The organism is Nonomuraea indica, from assembly GCF_002850745.1.
Lineage (GTDB): Bacteria > Actinomycetota > Actinomycetes > Streptosporangiales > Streptosporangiaceae > Nonomuraea > Nonomuraea indica.
The window spans coordinates 175,901-189,800 of record NZ_KZ559469.1; the positions used below are offsets into that span (position 1 = coordinate 175,901).

General features: G+C 71.2%; 20 protein-coding genes. 7 read left to right on the forward strand and 13 right to left on the reverse strand.

Annotated elements, in window-relative coordinates:
- Nucleotides 1-148: 148 nt before the first annotated feature.
- The 3 genes from CXR44_RS12425 (at nt 149) to CXR44_RS12435 (ending at nt 1,737) form a co-directional block, all read left to right on the forward strand.
- Nucleotides 149-928, forward strand: coding sequence for a L,D-transpeptidase (locus CXR44_RS12425; RefSeq protein WP_180903359.1), 780 nt, complete (start codon nt 149-151; stop codon nt 926-928).
- 92 nt (nt 929-1,020) lie between these two features.
- The gene (locus tag CXR44_RS12430; protein ID WP_101785836.1) at nt 1,021-1,479 is read left to right on the forward strand and encodes a GNAT family N-acetyltransferase; all 459 of its coding nucleotides are present in this window, start codon (nt 1,021-1,023) and stop codon (nt 1,477-1,479) included.
- 63 nt (nt 1,480-1,542) lie between these two features.
- Nucleotides 1,543-1,737, forward strand: coding sequence for a hypothetical protein (locus CXR44_RS12435; protein WP_245899109.1), 195 nt, complete (start codon nt 1,543-1,545; stop codon nt 1,735-1,737).
- A 148-nt stretch (nt 1,738-1,885) separates the two neighbouring features.
- Here CXR44_RS12435 and CXR44_RS12440 read toward each other — a convergent pair whose 3' ends face one another.
- From CXR44_RS12440 to CXR44_RS12475, 8 genes are all read right to left on the reverse strand, one after another.
- Nucleotides 1,886-2,338 (reverse strand): pyridoxamine 5'-phosphate oxidase family protein, encoded by a 453-nt coding sequence (locus CXR44_RS12440; protein WP_101785839.1) that lies wholly within the window; start codon nt 2,336-2,338, stop codon nt 1,886-1,888.
- Nucleotides 2,339-2,438: 100 nt separating this feature from the next.
- Nucleotides 2,439-2,852, reverse strand: a complete 414-nt coding sequence (locus CXR44_RS12445) for a VOC family protein (protein WP_101785841.1) — start codon at nt 2,850-2,852, stop codon at nt 2,439-2,441.
- Between the two features lie 132 nt (nt 2,853-2,984).
- A complete protein-coding gene (locus CXR44_RS12450; protein WP_101785843.1) occupies nt 2,985-3,530 on the reverse strand; it encodes a dihydrofolate reductase family protein in 546 nt (181 codons plus the stop codon).
- A 70-nt stretch (nt 3,531-3,600) separates the two neighbouring features.
- Entirely contained in the window at nt 3,601-4,311 is a 711-nt protein-coding gene (locus CXR44_RS12455) for a helix-turn-helix domain-containing protein (RefSeq protein ID WP_219601772.1), read from the reverse strand.
- A 54-nt stretch (nt 4,312-4,365) separates the two neighbouring features.
- On the reverse strand, nt 4,366-4,614 hold the full coding sequence (locus CXR44_RS12460) for a helix-turn-helix domain-containing protein (RefSeq protein WP_101785846.1): 249 nt from the start codon (nt 4,612-4,614) through the stop codon (nt 4,366-4,368).
- Nucleotides 4,614-5,111: a DUF2975 domain-containing protein gene (locus CXR44_RS12465; protein WP_101785848.1), complete on the reverse strand. Its 498-nt coding sequence runs from the start codon at nt 5,109-5,111 to the stop codon at nt 4,614-4,616. Before CXR44_RS12465 ends, CXR44_RS12460 begins: the two co-directional genes overlap by 1 nt.
- A gap of 61 nt (nt 5,112-5,172) precedes the next feature.
- Nucleotides 5,173-6,201: a substrate-binding domain-containing protein gene (locus CXR44_RS12470; RefSeq protein WP_219601773.1), complete on the reverse strand. Its 1,029-nt coding sequence runs from the start codon at nt 6,199-6,201 to the stop codon at nt 5,173-5,175.
- A gap of 155 nt (nt 6,202-6,356) precedes the next feature.
- Complete coding sequence (locus CXR44_RS12475; protein WP_101785850.1) at nt 6,357-6,713, reverse strand: MerR family transcriptional regulator; 357 nt, start codon at nt 6,711-6,713, stop codon at nt 6,357-6,359.
- 172 nt (nt 6,714-6,885) lie between these two features.
- Between CXR44_RS12475 and CXR44_RS12480 the strand changes: the two genes are divergently transcribed.
- The gene (locus CXR44_RS12480) at nt 6,886-7,569 is read left to right on the forward strand and encodes a GAP family protein (RefSeq protein WP_101785852.1); all 684 of its coding nucleotides are present in this window, start codon (nt 6,886-6,888) and stop codon (nt 7,567-7,569) included.
- A gap of 33 nt (nt 7,570-7,602) precedes the next feature.
- On the opposite strand, the gene CXR44_RS12485 is transcribed toward CXR44_RS12480, so the two are convergent.
- The 3 genes from CXR44_RS12485 to CXR44_RS12495 form a co-directional block, all read right to left on the reverse strand.
- On the reverse strand, nt 7,603-7,947 hold the full coding sequence (locus tag CXR44_RS12485; protein ID WP_101785854.1) for a hypothetical protein: 345 nt from the start codon (nt 7,945-7,947) through the stop codon (nt 7,603-7,605).
- A gap of 198 nt (nt 7,948-8,145) precedes the next feature.
- The gene (locus tag CXR44_RS12490; protein ID WP_101785856.1) at nt 8,146-8,646 is read right to left on the reverse strand and encodes a hypothetical protein; all 501 of its coding nucleotides are present in this window, start codon (nt 8,644-8,646) and stop codon (nt 8,146-8,148) included.
- Between the two features lie 9 nt (nt 8,647-8,655).
- Entirely contained in the window at nt 8,656-9,510 is an 855-nt protein-coding gene (locus CXR44_RS12495; protein ID WP_101785858.1) for an MFS transporter, read from the reverse strand.
- 414 nt (nt 9,511-9,924) lie between these two features.
- Here CXR44_RS12495 and CXR44_RS12500 point away from each other — a divergent pair, with 414 nt between their 5' ends.
- On the forward strand, nt 9,925-10,287 hold the full coding sequence (locus tag CXR44_RS12500) for a MerR family transcriptional regulator (protein ID WP_101785860.1): 363 nt from the start codon (nt 9,925-9,927) through the stop codon (nt 10,285-10,287).
- A 3-nt stretch (nt 10,288-10,290) separates the two neighbouring features.
- Here the strand turns inward: CXR44_RS12500 and CXR44_RS12505 are convergent, their stop codons facing one another.
- On the reverse strand, nt 10,291-10,689 hold the full coding sequence (locus tag CXR44_RS12505; protein WP_101785862.1) for a hypothetical protein: 399 nt from the start codon (nt 10,687-10,689) through the stop codon (nt 10,291-10,293).
- 200 nt (nt 10,690-10,889) lie between these two features.
- On the opposite strand from CXR44_RS12505, the gene CXR44_RS12510 reads away from it, so the two are divergent.
- Both CXR44_RS12510 and CXR44_RS12515 read left to right on the forward strand, forming a co-directional pair.
- The gene (locus CXR44_RS12510) at nt 10,890-11,228 is read left to right on the forward strand and encodes a hypothetical protein (protein WP_101785864.1); all 339 of its coding nucleotides are present in this window, start codon (nt 10,890-10,892) and stop codon (nt 11,226-11,228) included.
- A gap of 3 nt (nt 11,229-11,231) precedes the next feature.
- Entirely contained in the window at nt 11,232-13,358 is a 2,127-nt protein-coding gene (locus CXR44_RS12515; RefSeq protein WP_101785866.1) for a carbon starvation CstA family protein, read from the forward strand.
- An 85-nt stretch (nt 13,359-13,443) separates the two neighbouring features.
- Here CXR44_RS12515 and CXR44_RS12520 read toward each other — a convergent pair whose 3' ends face one another.
- Entirely contained in the window at nt 13,444-13,821 is a 378-nt protein-coding gene (locus CXR44_RS12520) for an STAS domain-containing protein (RefSeq protein WP_101785868.1), read from the reverse strand.
- Nucleotides 13,822-13,900 lie beyond the last annotated feature (79 nt).

Sequence of the window (13,900 nt, forward strand, 5' to 3'; positions counted from 1 at the left end):
TCTGGTAGAGCTGGAGCCTCAAAGGACCCATCTGTGTAAAAATGTCACACCTGCCGGCCTCCCATCTTCAAACGTTCCAAACTGTTATTGATCGGGCCGGAGGGTTACACGTTCGTGTCGCATGTGTCATAAACCCCAGGAGCCGATCGTGCCGCTCGACGCCCCCTATCGACTCATCGGCGCCGCGCTCGTCGCCACGAGCCTCGTCGCCTCGACCCCCGCCGGCGTCGCCGCGTCGCCCGTCGCTCCGGCCTCCGGCGCCTCGATCGCGGCCACCGCACTCCCCCAGGCCACCACGTTCACGGAGTTGAGCGGTCTCCCGCAGGACACCGACACGTTCGGCAAGCTGAGCGGCGTCGTGGTGCACCCCACCCGCGCCGTGGCCGTCCACGCCTCGCCCGGCGGCAGGCCCGCCGCCACCCTGCCGGCGAAGCAGCTCGGCAGCCAGACCTGGGTGCCCGTGGTGGAGGGGCGCAAGGGCTGGTACCGCGTACTGCTGCCCAGCAAGCCCAACCACGTGACGGGCTGGATCAAGGCCAAGGGCCTGAAGAAGGCGCGCAGCCGCTACCGCGCCATCGTGAAGCTGGGCACCAGGCAGCTGACCGTGATGAACGCGAACAAGAAGCTCGGCACCTGGACGGTCGCCGTCGGCGGCCCCGAGACGCCCACCCCGGTGGGCAGGACCTTCATGCTGGCGGTGATGTCGCCGAAGAAGAAGACCTACAGCCCGCTGATCCTGCCGCTGGGCACGCACTCGGCGACGCTCGACACCTTCGGCGGCGGCCCCGGCACCGTGGCCTTCCACGGCTGGCCGGACCGGAAGGTGTTCGGCCAGGCGGTCACGCACGGCTGCGTAAGGGTGCCTGCTCGCGCGCTCAAGGTGCTCGCGGGCCTGCCGCTGGGGACTCCGGTTCTCATCGCCCCCTGAGGACGAACGGGGGCGGCCGACGCGTCGCCCCCCGCACCGGCGCAAGAGGGAAGCTCCGAGGCGACAAGCAGCTGGGCGATAACATCGCGATCATGACGGATTGGGAGCTTCGTCCGGCTTCGGCGGCGGACGTCGAGGCGGTGGCCGAGTTGCGAGCCGTGGTTCTGCGGCCGGATCTTGAGCGGCTCGGGCGATACGACGAGCAGCGTGTGCGGCAGCGTCTTCGGGACGGCTTCGCGCCGGCGCACACCTGGGTGATCGAGGTGGACAGCGCCCTGGCCGGCTGCGTGGCGCTGCGGCCGGCCGAAGACGCCTACTGGCTGGAGCATTTCTACCTGGATCCGGACGCGCAGGGCAGAGGGATCGGCTCGGCCGTGCTGAGCAGGCTGCTGGAACGGTGCGACCGCGACGGAGCCGCGGTCCGGCTGAACGTGCTGCAGGGCAGTGCGGCCCGCCGGCTGTACGAGCGGCACGGGTTCACGGTCGAGACCGAGGACGCGATCGACGTCTTCATGGTGCGCCACCGCCGGAGCGCGGACCCCCCGTCGTGAGCGTTCGTACGGCGGCACATACTGGAGGGGATGAATCGAGCTAGCGGCGCCCCCCGTCGCCACATGCCCACCAGTCCCTTCAAAGCCCCGGCCCCGGCTCCGCCCGTCGAGCAGTTCAGCGTGAATGACCAGGTCACGCACGATCGGTACGGCCTCGGCGTGGTCATCGGTGTGGAGGAAGAAGCCGCCGTGATCGTCGATTTCGGATCGCGGCAGGAACGCATCACGACACCGTTCAAGAAGCTGTACAAGCTCTGAGCCTGCCGTACCACGCGGAGGCACGGCGGCACACAGCGCGGGCGCGTCCACGCCGGCGGTCCGGCTCAGGCCGTGCCGGCGTGGACCGTCGCGGTGGCGAGCCGGTGCTGCCGCCGTGCGTGCGCCGCGTGCTGTTCGCGTGTGCGGGTCAGCCGAGCCAGCGGCCGTCGCGCATGAGGTCGCGCCCCCGAAGCTCGTTCGCCTCCCGCCAGGCCTGGACGCGCCGTGGCCGGATCCGGAAGTACTGGTAGGGCTCGTCGAGCTCGCGCGGGTCGAAGCCGGTCTTGGCCGCGAACGCGTCACCCGTGCCCGGGGCCAGGTCGGCGAGGTCCACGGGTTCGGCGGCGCCGTCGACGAGGACGACGTCGCGCGTCGGCCCGAGGGCGAGTCGCACGCGGCCGTCCGCCAGCAGGTTGCGGCCGGTGACCGAGGCACGCGGCGTCGAGACGAGGAACGCGGACCCGTCCCAGAGGTACGAGAGCGGGATGAGGTGAACGCCCGTAGAGCCCTGCGTCGCGACCCAGAGATCGACGTCGCTCTCGAGCCTCGCGCGCGTGTCGCGCAGCCTCTCGTCGAGGTCCCGCGGCGGCGCGTCTGTCATGGTCACTCCAGTCATAGCGTGAAGAGCCCCCGCACTTCTGAGGAGGGCTCCGTGGGTCATCGGTCGCGGCGCCGTCAGGGCCGGTCTCCTGCCGGACGGCTCAGCGAAGCTGCTGGATGCGGACCAGGTTGCCCGCCGGATCGCGGAAGGCGCAGTCGCGCACGCCGTACGGCTGGTCGGTCGGCTCCTGGACGACCTCGGCGTCGTCGGCCGCCTGCAGCCTGTCGAAAGTGCCGTCGAGGTCCCGGGTGGCCAGCAGGATCCAGCCGTAGGTGCCCTTGGCCATCATCTCGGTGATGGTCCTGCGCTCGTCCTCGGTGATGCCGGGGTCGGCGGCCGCCGGCGCCAGGAGGATGGACGTGCCTGGCTGGTCGACGGGGCCGACTGTGATCCAGCGCGTCTTGCCGTGTCCGACGTCGCTGCGCACCTCGAAGCCGAGAGTGTCACGGTAGAAGGCCAGGGCGGCGTCCGCGTCGTCATGCGGGAGCGTGCTGGCGTGGATGGTGAGGTCCATGGCCCTCACGTTAGCGGCGGCTCGGTGACCGGGGCTTCTCGGATCCTGATCGGCGGCCGCGGAGACGATCCGCTGTGGACGGATCGTCGATCGGCAGCGCCGGTCGCTGTGTCCGGCATGCTCGGAGCGGTCTCACGCGACATCCGGTACGTAGGTCAGGTTGAGCACGCCGGTCGTGAAGGTCTCGGACGTGACCAGCTTCAGCGGGTGGGTCGGCGTGTCCTCGAACAACCGCCGGCCATGGCCGACGACGATCGGGTGGACGAGCAGGTTGAGCTCGTCGAGGAGCCCGTTGGCCAGCAGCCATCGCACGGTCGTCGCCGAGCCGGACATCTGGATGTCGCCGTCGATCTCCTTCTTGAGCTCGCGCAGCTCGGCCGCGACGTCGCCGGAGACGACGGTGGTGTTGGCCCAGTCCGCCTTGCGCAGGGTGGTGGACACGACGTACTTGCGCGCGTTGTTGAGGGATCTGGCGAGGTCCTGGTCGGCGTCCGTCGCCGTCCAGTACGCGGACCACTCGTCGTACAGCTTGCGGCCCATCAGGAGGGCCGCCGCGCTCTGCATGCCGGCCTCGACCACGGCGCCCATCTCGTCGTTCCAGTACGGGAAGTGCCACTGGTCCGGCGACTCGACCACGCCGTCCACGGAGATGAAGAAGTTGGAAACGATCTTTCCCATGGTGCTGCCCCTTCGTCCGGCGGTGTCGCCTCCGATCACCGCGACTGGGAGGTTACGGGGGAACGAGCGCTCAGGTCTTGTACAGAAGCGACAGCGGCTCCGGCGCGTCCCCGCCGGACAGCTGCGTCGCGGTCCGTCCGATGTAGCGGGTCAGCGACCGGGCCAGGTGTGGCTGGTCGAAGTATCCGAGCCGGTGGACCACGTCGTGGGCCGGCACCCCCTCCTGGATCAGGACCGCCGCTCGCCTGGCGCGACGGATCCGCCGGACGGCGCCGTGGGTGAGCCCGGTCACCGCCACGAAACGGCGCTGGACGGTGCGTTCGGACACGGCCGGCGGGGCGCCGCGAAGCACCGCGGCCACGACCGGGTCGGCGTCGAGGACGCCCTCCCGCACCATCCGTCCCACGAAGGCCTCGGCGTTGTCGTAGTCGGGCAGGCGCCAGGCGGAGCCCTTCAGCCGGAACGACCTGCGGGTGGCGTCAAGGATCTCCGCGGAGCCCCCGACGAGCCGGCTGACCGGGAGGTGCGGCATGGACGTGCCGACGGAGAAGCTGATCCCGAAGAACGTGGCGTCCTCGGGCACGGGAGCCGGACTCGCCCACGGCTCCGGCCCGTGCACGGCCGCGTTCACCTGGCCGCGGTGCTCCCAGAAGACCAGGTCCCAGGACGCCGTCGCAACGGAGGTCATCCGGCTGACATCGTCGCTGGCGCTCCGCCACACCCGCTCGATGTACGGCGAGTCGGACGGCCGGCTCTCGACCTCCAGGCCCATCCGCGTCATCCCCTTCCGCCCCATGACCGCGGGACGAGCATCCCATCCGGCCTCAGCCCGGAGTCATGCTCCCACGCCCTCCTCAGCCTCCACGGCCTCCCCGGCCTCCGCCGCCTCCCAGCGCAGCAGGTCGCCCGGCTGGCAGTCCAGGACCTCGCACAGCGCGGCGAGCGTCGTGAAGCGCACCGCCTTGGCGCGGCCGTTCTTGAGCACCGCCAGATTGGCGGGCGTGATCCCGACGCGGTCGGCGAGCTCGCCCACGGACATCTTCCGCCTGGCCAGCATCACGTCGATGTCGACCACGATGGGCATCAGATCACCTCGTTCAGCTCGGCCCGCATCCGCGCCGCCTCGACGTCGCGGGCGACGGCCTGGGCGAGGAGCATCCGCAGGACGAGGACGACGAGCGCGACCCCCAGGATCGCCACGGAAGCCCCGCAGATCAGCAGGACCACGCCGGGAGCGACGGCCTCGCCCGGAGCGAGGAGGACCGCGAGCGCGAACATCAGGACGGCCGCCGCCACGACCGCGCCGATCACGACGTGCACGTACCGGAAGGCCGCGTCGGAGAACACCGTCCCGCGCCGGACCATCGTCACCAGCCGCCACACGCACACGAGCACCACCTGGACCGCCACGACGCCCAGAACGACGATCGCGAGGAACGGCGTGCGCACGTACGCGTAGTCCGCGTTCAGCCCCTCCAGGTCGGCGGCGAGCAGGGGCACCATCACCGTCTGCACGAACACCGAGCCGGCCAGCAGCACCACGAGCACGGCACGCAGAGCGAGCACCGTCAGCTTGCCCATCACCCTCCTTCCATCGAATAACGAGAGAAATATATCGAATTTCGATAGGAGGAGCAAGGGGTCAGTCCCAGCAGTGCCGGCGGCCGAAGAGGGTGTTCCTCGACTCGATCCCGGGGACGGGCTTGTCGGTGATGAGCCTGACGCCGGTGTCGGTGTAGCCGGACGCCCTCGCGCCCGACTCGGCGTACTCGACCACGGCCTGCACGCCCATCTCGGCCATCTTCAGCGGGTACTGCTGCGCGGTGGCGGCGATCTGGCCGATCTCCACGGCCTGGACCCCGACGCAGCCGCCGTCGACCGACACCAGGAGCACGCCCTTCTCCAGTCCCATGGCCTTGAGAGCGGCGTGGGCGCCGAACGCGGTGGGCTCGTTGACGGTGTACACCACGTTGATCCCGGGGTTCTCCCGCAGGCAGTGGCGCATCTCGATCCGGCCCATGGTCCGGTCGCCGTACGTGTTGCGGGAGCACACGATCGAGCGATCGCCCTCGGTGATGCCGAAGCCCTTCAGGAAGCCGGCGTGCCGGAGCCGGCTGGAGGAACTGCCCGGCGTCGCGTCCAGCGTGGCGATCCTGGCCGGCCGGTCACCCATCATGGCCTTGGCGTACAGGCCGATCAGCTCACCGGCCTTGAAGTTGTCCGTGGCCAGCAGGGCGTCGGTGGCGTTCTGCGGCCTGGTGGGCGTGTCCAGCGCGATGACCAGCACCCCCGCGTCCCGGGCCTTCTTGATCGACGGGACGATCGCCGTGGCGTCGTTCGGCGTGATCAGGATGCCCTTGACGCCCGCCGCGACCATCTTCTCGATGGCGGTGACCTGGGTGGCGTTGTCGCCGTAGTACTTCCCGGCCGCGGTCATCAGCGTGGCGCTCTGGGCCGTGGCCATGGCCTGGGCACCCTGTCTCATCGTCACGAAGAACGGGTTCGCCTCCGTCTTGGTGATCAACCCGATCTTGATCTCGGGCTCCCCGGCCTCCCGGACGACGGCAGGGCCGCAGGCGGCCAGAGTCGCCGCGACTGCGCAGGCCGCGAGCCCGGCAGTTCGTCCTGTGCGACCCATGACCGGCCCCCTGGCCTCCCGGATGATCGTCATGTCCGTGCGATGTACGGCGGACCGCATCGTGACATCCGCGAGCGTGCCCCCACCGGTGCCAGGATGATGGACGTTCTCTCCCGAAAGCGTCCATGTCGGGGCAAGGACTTGGCAAAACGGTCACCTCGTGCAGGGCGACCGCCTGCCCGAAAGCGTCACGCCCCGGCGCCCGGCCCGGCCAGGTAGCCCGCGAGGGTGCCGCGGCTGCGGCGGAGATCGTCGATGCGCCGGTCCATGGCCTCCAGCTCGCGGTCCATGAGGGCTCTCAGGTCCGCGCACCAGTCGAACTCCGGCTGGTCGCCCACCGTGCACGGCAGCACCACACGGATCACCTCGGTGGTCAGGCCCGCGTTCAGCAGGGCGCGGACCTTCCGTACGGTGACCACCGCCTCCTCGTCGTAGGTGCGGTACCCGTTCGCGTCGCGCCTGGACTCCAGCAGCCCCTGCGCCTCGTAGTAGCGCAGCAGCCGCGCGCTGACACCGGTGCGCCGGGACAACTCCCCGATCAGCATGTGACCCGTCCCCTCCACACTCCCGACAACGTCAGGCGGAGTACGGGCATTTCGTGCACGGCCGTCGGCGCGTTCCCCCACGGCGCCCGCGAGCGCGGTGCACACAAGGATGTACGCCGGTTTCGGTCGCCGGGAGGATGCCTCCATCGGCGCCGCGCGGCACGCTCGTCAGGTGACGATCGGCCTCCTTCTCACCCTCGCCGCGCTGGCGGTCGTGGACAGCGCGAGCTTCGGGACCCTGGGCGTCCCCGTCTTCCTGCTGCTCGCCCCGGACCGGGACCGGGTGCCACGGTTGATGATCTACCTGGCCACCGTGGCGTTGTTCTACTTCGCGGTGGGCGTCGCGCTCATGCTGGGGCTGTCCGCCGCGCTGGAGAACCTCGGCGACGCCCTGCAGAGCCGTCCGGCGTACTGGGTCCAGCTCGTGGCCGGAGTGGGGCTGTTCGCCCTGAGCTTCCGCTTCGACCCCAAGCGACAGCGGGAACGCGGTGGTCCGGAACGCCGCTTCGACATCCGGCGGGGCGGCCCGTGGGCCATGGTGCTGCTCGGGCTGACCGCCGGGCTGCTGGAGGTCGCGACGATGGTGCCGTACCTCGCCGCGATGGGCTTCATGACGGCCTCCGGCCTGCCGGTCGCGCGGTGGGTGCCGTTGCTGGCGGCGTACGTGATCATCATGATCACCCCGGCGCTGGCGCTGCTGGCTCTGCGCGGCGTGGCCGGCGCGTGGCTGGAGCCGATCTTGCAGCGGTTGCGGGCGTGGATGAGCCGGAACGCGGTCTCGGCGGTCGGCTGGACCCTGGCGATCGTGGGCTTCCTGATCGCGCGGGACGCGGCGTACTACCTTTTCTTCCGATGACTGCTTCGAGGGACGCGGCGCCGTGGATGGTCCTCATCGGCCCGGCCGCGGCGGGGAAGACCACCCTCGGCACACGCCTCGCCGCCGCCACCAGGGCCAGTCGGGCGGAGCGTGCGGGTCCGGCGTCGTGAGGGCGCGGAACCTTCTGTCCAGCGGCAGGACCAGGGCGTACAGGTGTGACCGGGCCCAGCGCGGCAGTGCGGCCAGGGCCCGGTCGAGCCGCCGGCGGGGCGCGTCGCCGGAGCACTCGGGGCACATGCACGCCGGTGCGAGCCGGTCGAGGGTGCCGGGGAGGACCGCGTCCCGCCACGCGGCGAGGGAGGCGGCGATCTCGCCGGGCCGCAGCCGGGTGTGTTCGAGGGCGACGACCGCGGTCATGGGCCGGCGGCCGAGTCCGGGCACATGGTGGAGGGAGGGTCGGTGGGTCCGGCACCCCGATCGGGGGTGGACCTCGGAGGGGCGCCTACGCGGCATGGCCCTTTCGGGACAAGGTCATGGCAGGCATGATCGCAGACGTCGGGGTCCAGGACCAGCGGTGGGGCCGGAAACCGTACAAGCCGGGCTCGACGACGCGGGCTAGCAGAGGAGTCCGCCGTCCTCGGGAGGAGGGTCGTGGGTGGCGGCGACGTCGATGCCGTATCCGCGGACTCCGCCGGCCTCGTGCGCGGCCACGGACAGGAACGCCGTCGCGCCGCCGACGGTCTTGGTGTAGCAGGTCCCCTCGGCCGCGGTGAACGGCCGCCAGCCCTCCCGGGCGGCCGCACGCGCGTAGTAGGCGGTGAAGTCGCCGCCGAACTCGTAGAGCCTGCCCGCGTACGGGAACGGGTCGTCGCGGAAGCACCCGCTGTGGCGGGCGCGCTGAACGGCGCCCGCGGGGTGGGCGGCGAGGATCGGCTCGGCGGCCAGGACCGGCACCAGGGCCTTCTCGGCGGCGACGCAGCCGGACCCGGTCACCTGCCCGACGACCGTCCGGGCGAGCCCGCCGGCCACCAGCGCCACCGCGACCAGGGCCACCGCGACCAGGGCGACGCTCCGGCGGGTGCGCGCCGGACGCGCCAGGGGTCGGGGGCTGATCATGTCGGAACCCTACGGCCGGGCGCTCCCCCGGTCCACAGCAGGGAACGCGTGGGTGCGGGCGAGGACGACCGTGGCGAGGACGGGGAGGAGGAGCGCCAGGACGGTCCAGGGGAGGACGGCCGGGCCGCGGAGATCCAGGAGCAGGCCGCCGGCGACTCCGCCGCCCGCCATGGCGGCGTTCCACAGGGTGACCAGCATGGCCTGGGCGGTGTCGGCGGCGGCGCCGCCCGCGCGGCCGGCGGCGGTCTGCAGCAGCGTGGGGATGCCGCCCCAGCCGAGGCCCCACAGGGCGGCCGCGAGGTGGACGAGCACGGGACTGCCGGTCGGCAGGGCGAGGAGCGCGGCCGCCGCGCCGACCAGGAGGGTGCCGGCGATGGTGAGGGCGCGCAGCCGCCGGTCGATGCGGGCGCCGGTGATCCAGATGCTCGCCAGGGAGGCCGCGCCGAAGACGAGCAGCACGAGGTCGACGGAGGCGCCGAGGCCGAGGTGGTCGAGGAACGTCGCGATGTAGGTGTAGAGGACGGTGTGGGCCAGCACGAACACGAGGGTGACGAACAGGATGACCGCCACGCCGGGGACGGCGAGCGTGCGCAGGATCGCGGGCCGCTCCCCGCGGGGCAGGCCCGGCTGGTCGGGGACGAGCGCGGCGATCCAGCCGAGCAGGACGGCGGCCAGGGCGGTCATGGCCCAGAACGTCGTCCGCCAGCCGAGCGCCCCGCCGAGGAAGGTGCCGGCGGGCACGCCCAGGGACAGCGCGGCGGGGATGCCCGCCATGACGATCGCCATCGCCTTGCCCTGCAGGTGGTCGGGGGCCAGCCGGCGGGCGTACCCGGCCAGCAGCGCCCAGATGACGCCGGCGGCCACACCGGCGACGAACCTGGCGGCCAGCGTCAGGGGGGAAGTGCGCGGAGACGGCCGTGACCGTGTTGGCGACGGCGAACCCGGCCACGCCGGCCAGCAGCAGGCGCTTGCGCCGCCAGCCGGCCGTCGCGGCGGTGAGCGGGATCGCCGAGATCGCCGTTCCGGCGGCGTAGACGGTGACGAGTTGCCCGGTGGCCGACTCGCTGACGCCGAGGCCGGCGCTCATGGCGGGCAGGACCCCCGCGGGCAGCGCCTCGGTGAGGACGGTGACGAAAGCGGCCGTGGCCAGGGCGGTCAGCGCGGCCAGCGGCAGTGCCCGGGTGGCCGGGCGGGAGGCGGTGTCGTTGGTCATGCCGCGTATGCTCGAACGTTCACATGGATGTGAAGGTCAACACGGCGGGGTGTGACATGGGCCATATGCGGATCGGCGAGCTGGCGGAGCGCACCGGCACGGCGCGGCGGTTGCTGCGCTACTACGAGGAGCAGGGGCTGATCGCCGCCTGCCGGGCCGCGAACGGTTACCGCGAGTACGACGAGCGGATGGTGGACCGGGTCCTGCAGATCAGGGGCCTGCTGGACGCCGGTCTGCCGACGCGTATCATCAAGCAGATCCTGCCATGTCTGGACAGCCCGCGGGTCATCCACTTCTCGGACGCGACGCCGGAGATGATCGCCACGCTGGAGGTCGAGCGCGACCGGATGACGCAGCGCATCTTGTGCCTGACCCGCAACCGCGACGCCATCGCCGCGTACCTGGAGGAGGTACGCGGCGACGGCTGATCGCTACGACCGGGGCTTGGTGCAGGTGCCGGGGATGTAGCCGGTCATGCCGTTGTAGGTGATGTACTGCCACACGTCCGAGGTCTGGCCGCAGCGCGTGTAGCGCTGGGCGTCCAGGCCGTGGTGGCAGCTGAACTGCTGGTTCCGCAGGACGAGGCCGAGCGCCGTGGCGTTCACCCTCGGCTCGGTCCGGATCTTGATGTTCTCCTTGGCGCGGGCGTAGCCGCCGTACAGGCAGTACCGCCGCGCCTTCGCCTCGGCGGGCCCGGCCGTCACCGCGGGCTCCGCGCCCGTCTCGGGCGCGATGGGCGAGGCTCCGGCCGGCGAGGCCAGCGAGAAGGCGGCGGCGGTGACCGCCGCGGCGAGCGTCAGGGCACGGAACGTCCGCTTCGTTGTGATCACGATATTCCCCCGTGGTCCGATCGACACGAACAAGATCTCTCCAGGGGTACCAGAGGGGCGACACCGCCCACGGGACGATCCGGGTCAATGTGACTTATGCCACTGCAATCGGCATACAGGGCGTTTCGGTGACGTGACGGCGGGTACAGCCGCCGATAGCTTCCGAGTAGCCGGAAGATGCCGATGACCAGGGGCTCCGGATGTCCCGGATCACGCTGACGAGCGCCGCACGCGCCGCGCTCCGCCCTGACGAAGTGGTCTTCTTCGACTGGCACATCACGGGCCTGTGCTGTGCGGACGCCGGGGAGTTCTCCGTCAGGCCGCTGCGCCGGTCCCGGCTGCCCCGGCGGGCCCGCCGTCTCGGGTCCGATCCGGTGTTCGCCCACCCTGTCGCCTGGGCGCACCTCGTCGAGCTTCCGGTCACGGTCGACTGCCGCCCGCTGTGGCGCTGGCGGCGGTTCACCACCGATCTGCCGCCGGACGCCGGGCTGCGGTGCTGCCTGGGCCGTCCCGTCGCGGGAGGAGACCCCGGGAGGTAACCGGTGAACGTGCGATCGATCATCATCTGGACGGTCGTGGCCCTCGTCGGCGCGGCGGGGTGGGCGGTTCTCGCCCTGTCGAGGGGCGAGAACGTCAACGCGGTGTGGCTGCTCGCCGCCGCGCTCGGTTCGTACGCCATCGCCTACCGCTTCTACGCCCGGTTCATCCTGCACAAGGTGCTGGGCGCGGACGACCGCAGGGCCACGCCCGCCGAGCGCCTGAACAACGGCATCGACTACCACCCGACGGACCGGCGCATCCTGTTCGGCCACCACTTCGCCGCCATCGCCGGGGCCGGGCCGCTGGTCGGGCCGGTGCTGGCGGCGCAGATGGGCTACCTGCCCGGCACCATCTGGATCGTCGCCGGGGTGATCTTCGCCGGAGCGGTGCAGGACATGGTCGTCCTGTTCTTCTCGATGCGGCGCAACGGCAAGAGCCTCGGCCAGATGGCCCGCGAGGAGATCGGGCCGGTGGGCGGCGCGGCGGCGCTCGTCGCGGTCTTCGCCATCATGATCATCCTGCTGGCCGTGCTGGCACTGGTCGTCGTGGGGGCACTGGCCAGGTCGCCGTGGGGCGTCTTCTCCATCGCGATGACCATTCCGATCGCCTTGTTCATGGGGTTCTACCTGCGGGTGCTGCGACCCGGCCGGGTCGTCGAGACGACCGTGATCGGGGTCGCGCTGCTCATCCTGTCGATCATGGCCGGCGGGTGGGTGCAGGAGTCGAGCTGGGCTCCGGTGTTCACGCTCAGCCCGTCGGCCCTGGCGCTGTGGCTCATCGCGTACGGGTTCGTGGCGGCGGTCCTGCCCGTGTGGATGCTGCTGGCGCCGCGCGACTACCTGTCCACCTTCATGAAGATCGGCACGATCGCGCTGATCGCGGTGGGCGTGCTCATCACGATGCCGCCGCTGCGGAACACCGCCTTCACCAAGTACGCCTTCAGCGGCGACGGGCCGGTGTTCGCCGGGTCGCTTTTCCCGTTCGTGTTCATCATCATCGCGTGCGGGGCGCTGTCGGGCTTCCACGCGCTGATCTCGTCGGGCACGACCCCGAAGATGATCCAGAAGGAGCGGCAGGTCCGGATGATCGGCTACGGCTCCATGCTGATGGAGTCGTTCGTCGCCGTCATGGCGATCACGGCGGCGTCGGTGCTCAGCCCCGGGCTCTACTTCGCGATGAACTCCCCCGCCGGGGTCGTGGGCGCGACCGTGCAGTCCGCCTCGGAGGCGGTCACCAACATGGGCTTCGTCATCACCCCCGAGCAGCTCCAGGCCGCGGCGCGGTCCGTGCAGGAGGAGACGCTGGTGGCGCGCACCGGCGGCGCGCCCACGCTGGCCGTGGGGATCTCCCAGATCTTCTCGGGCTTCCTCGGCGGAGCGGCGCTGCAGGCGTTCTGGTACCACTTCGCGATCATGTTCGAGGCGTTGTTCATCCTCACCACGGTCGACGCGGGCACCCGGGTGGGGCGCTTCATGCTGCAGGACACGCTGGGCAACCTGTGGAAGCCGATCGGGCGGGTGAGCTGGTGGCCCGGCCTGGTGGCGACCAGCGCGATCGTCGTGGCGGCCTGGGGCTACTTCCTCTACCAGGGCGTCAACGACCCGCTCGGCGGGATCAACCAGCTCTTCCCGCTGTTCGGCATCGCCAACCAGCTGCTCGCCGCGGTGGCGCTCACGGTGGGCACCACGCTGCTGATCAAGAGCGGCCGGCTGAAGTGGGCGTGGGTCACGGCGATCCCGCTGGCCTGGGACGTCGCGGTCACGCTGACGGCGAGCTGGCAGAAGGTCTTCTCCGCCGACCCCGGCCTCGGCTTCTTCGCCCAGCGCGAGCGCTTCCAGACCGCGCTGGAGCAGGGGCAGGTCCTCGCCCCGGCCAAGAGCGAGGCGGCGATGCGGCAGATCGTCCTCAACTCCACCGTGGACGGCGTCCTCGCGGCCCTGTTCGCGGTCCTGATCATCATCGTGCTGCTCGACGCGTTCCGGGTGTGGGCGAAGGCGATCCGGTCGCGGGAGCCGCTGCCGAGCACCGAGGCGCCGTTCGAGGAGTCGCGAATCCTCGCGCCGTCGGGTCTCATCGCCACGCGGGAGGAGAAGCGGTCGATGGCCGGGATCTCCGCCGGCGGTTCCTAGGCCGGTTCCCGAAGGACGGGAGGACTCGACCGTCGCCCCGGCTCCAGGAAGGATCGGCCCGGCTCCAGGGAGGATCGGCCCGGCTCTAGGGAGGATCGGCGGTCACCTGGCGGACGGCGTCCTGCCAGGTGGCGTGCCTCTCGAAGAGGTTGTGCAGCCCGGTGCGGTACAGCAGCCGCTCCAGGCTGCCCCGCACGCCGCTGAGGACCAGGCGTCCGCCGCTGTTCTGGCTGTTGTTCAGCGCCACGACCAGCTCGCTCATCCCGACGGAGTCGCAGAACGTGACGTCGCCGAGGTCCACGACGACCCGCTGCGACGGTAGCCGCGCGGCGGCTCTCAGGTGCTCGCGCAGCGCCGGCGCGGCGACCAGGTCGAGCTCGCCGCCGACCCGGAGGACGGCCACGCCGTCGACCAGCCCGAGCGAGACCGTGAACGTGGGCGTGTGCTGTCGCTGTGATGTCATGATCCGGCCGAAACCCCCTCGCCTGTCAGCCTCCCCTCACCCCCGGTTCCAAACGGGGGGCGCACGGCTTTTTCCCAGC

What these genes read in the sequence shown, in the direction of transcription:
- CXR44_RS12520 (WP_101785868.1), bottom strand. Translation starts at nt 13,821, where the DNA reads ATGACATCACAGCGACAGCACACGCCCACGTTCACGGTCTCGCTCGGG.
- CXR44_RS12490 (WP_101785856.1), bottom strand. Translation starts at nt 8,646, where the DNA reads ATGATCAGCCCCCGACCCCTGGCGCGTCCGGCGCGCACCCGCCGGAGC.
- CXR44_RS12430 (WP_101785836.1), top strand. Translation starts at nt 1,021, where the DNA reads ATGACGGATTGGGAGCTTCGTCCGGCTTCGGCGGCGGACGTCGAGGCG.
- CXR44_RS12445 (WP_101785841.1), bottom strand. Translation starts at nt 2,852, where the DNA reads ATGGACCTCACCATCCACGCCAGCACGCTCCCGCATGACGACGCGGAC.
- CXR44_RS12470 (WP_219601773.1), bottom strand. Translation starts at nt 6,201, where the DNA reads ATGACGATCATCCGGGAGGCCAGGGGGCCGGTCATGGGTCGCACAGGA.
- CXR44_RS12510 (WP_101785864.1), top strand. Translation starts at nt 10,890, where the DNA reads ATGTCCCGGATCACGCTGACGAGCGCCGCACGCGCCGCGCTCCGCCCT.
- CXR44_RS12475 (WP_101785850.1), bottom strand. Translation starts at nt 6,713, where the DNA reads ATGCTGATCGGGGAGTTGTCCCGGCGCACCGGTGTCAGCGCGCGGCTG.
- CXR44_RS12460 (WP_101785846.1), bottom strand. Translation starts at nt 4,614, where the DNA reads ATGCCCATCGTGGTCGACATCGACGTGATGCTGGCCAGGCGGAAGATG.
- CXR44_RS12455 (WP_219601772.1), bottom strand. Translation starts at nt 4,311, where the DNA reads ATGACGCGGATGGGCCTGGAGGTCGAGAGCCGGCCGTCCGACTCGCCG.
- CXR44_RS12435 (WP_245899109.1), top strand. Translation starts at nt 1,543, where the DNA reads ATGCCCACCAGTCCCTTCAAAGCCCCGGCCCCGGCTCCGCCCGTCGAG.
- CXR44_RS12465 (WP_101785848.1), bottom strand. Translation starts at nt 5,111, where the DNA reads ATGGGCAAGCTGACGGTGCTCGCTCTGCGTGCCGTGCTCGTGGTGCTG.
- CXR44_RS12440 (WP_101785839.1), bottom strand. Translation starts at nt 2,338, where the DNA reads ATGACAGACGCGCCGCCGCGGGACCTCGACGAGAGGCTGCGCGACACG.
- CXR44_RS12485 (WP_101785854.1), bottom strand. Translation starts at nt 7,947, where the DNA reads ATGACCGCGGTCGTCGCCCTCGAACACACCCGGCTGCGGCCCGGCGAG.
- CXR44_RS12450 (WP_101785843.1), bottom strand. Translation starts at nt 3,530, where the DNA reads ATGGGAAAGATCGTTTCCAACTTCTTCATCTCCGTGGACGGCGTGGTC.
- CXR44_RS12500 (WP_101785860.1), top strand. Translation starts at nt 9,925, where the DNA reads ATGCGGATCGGCGAGCTGGCGGAGCGCACCGGCACGGCGCGGCGGTTG.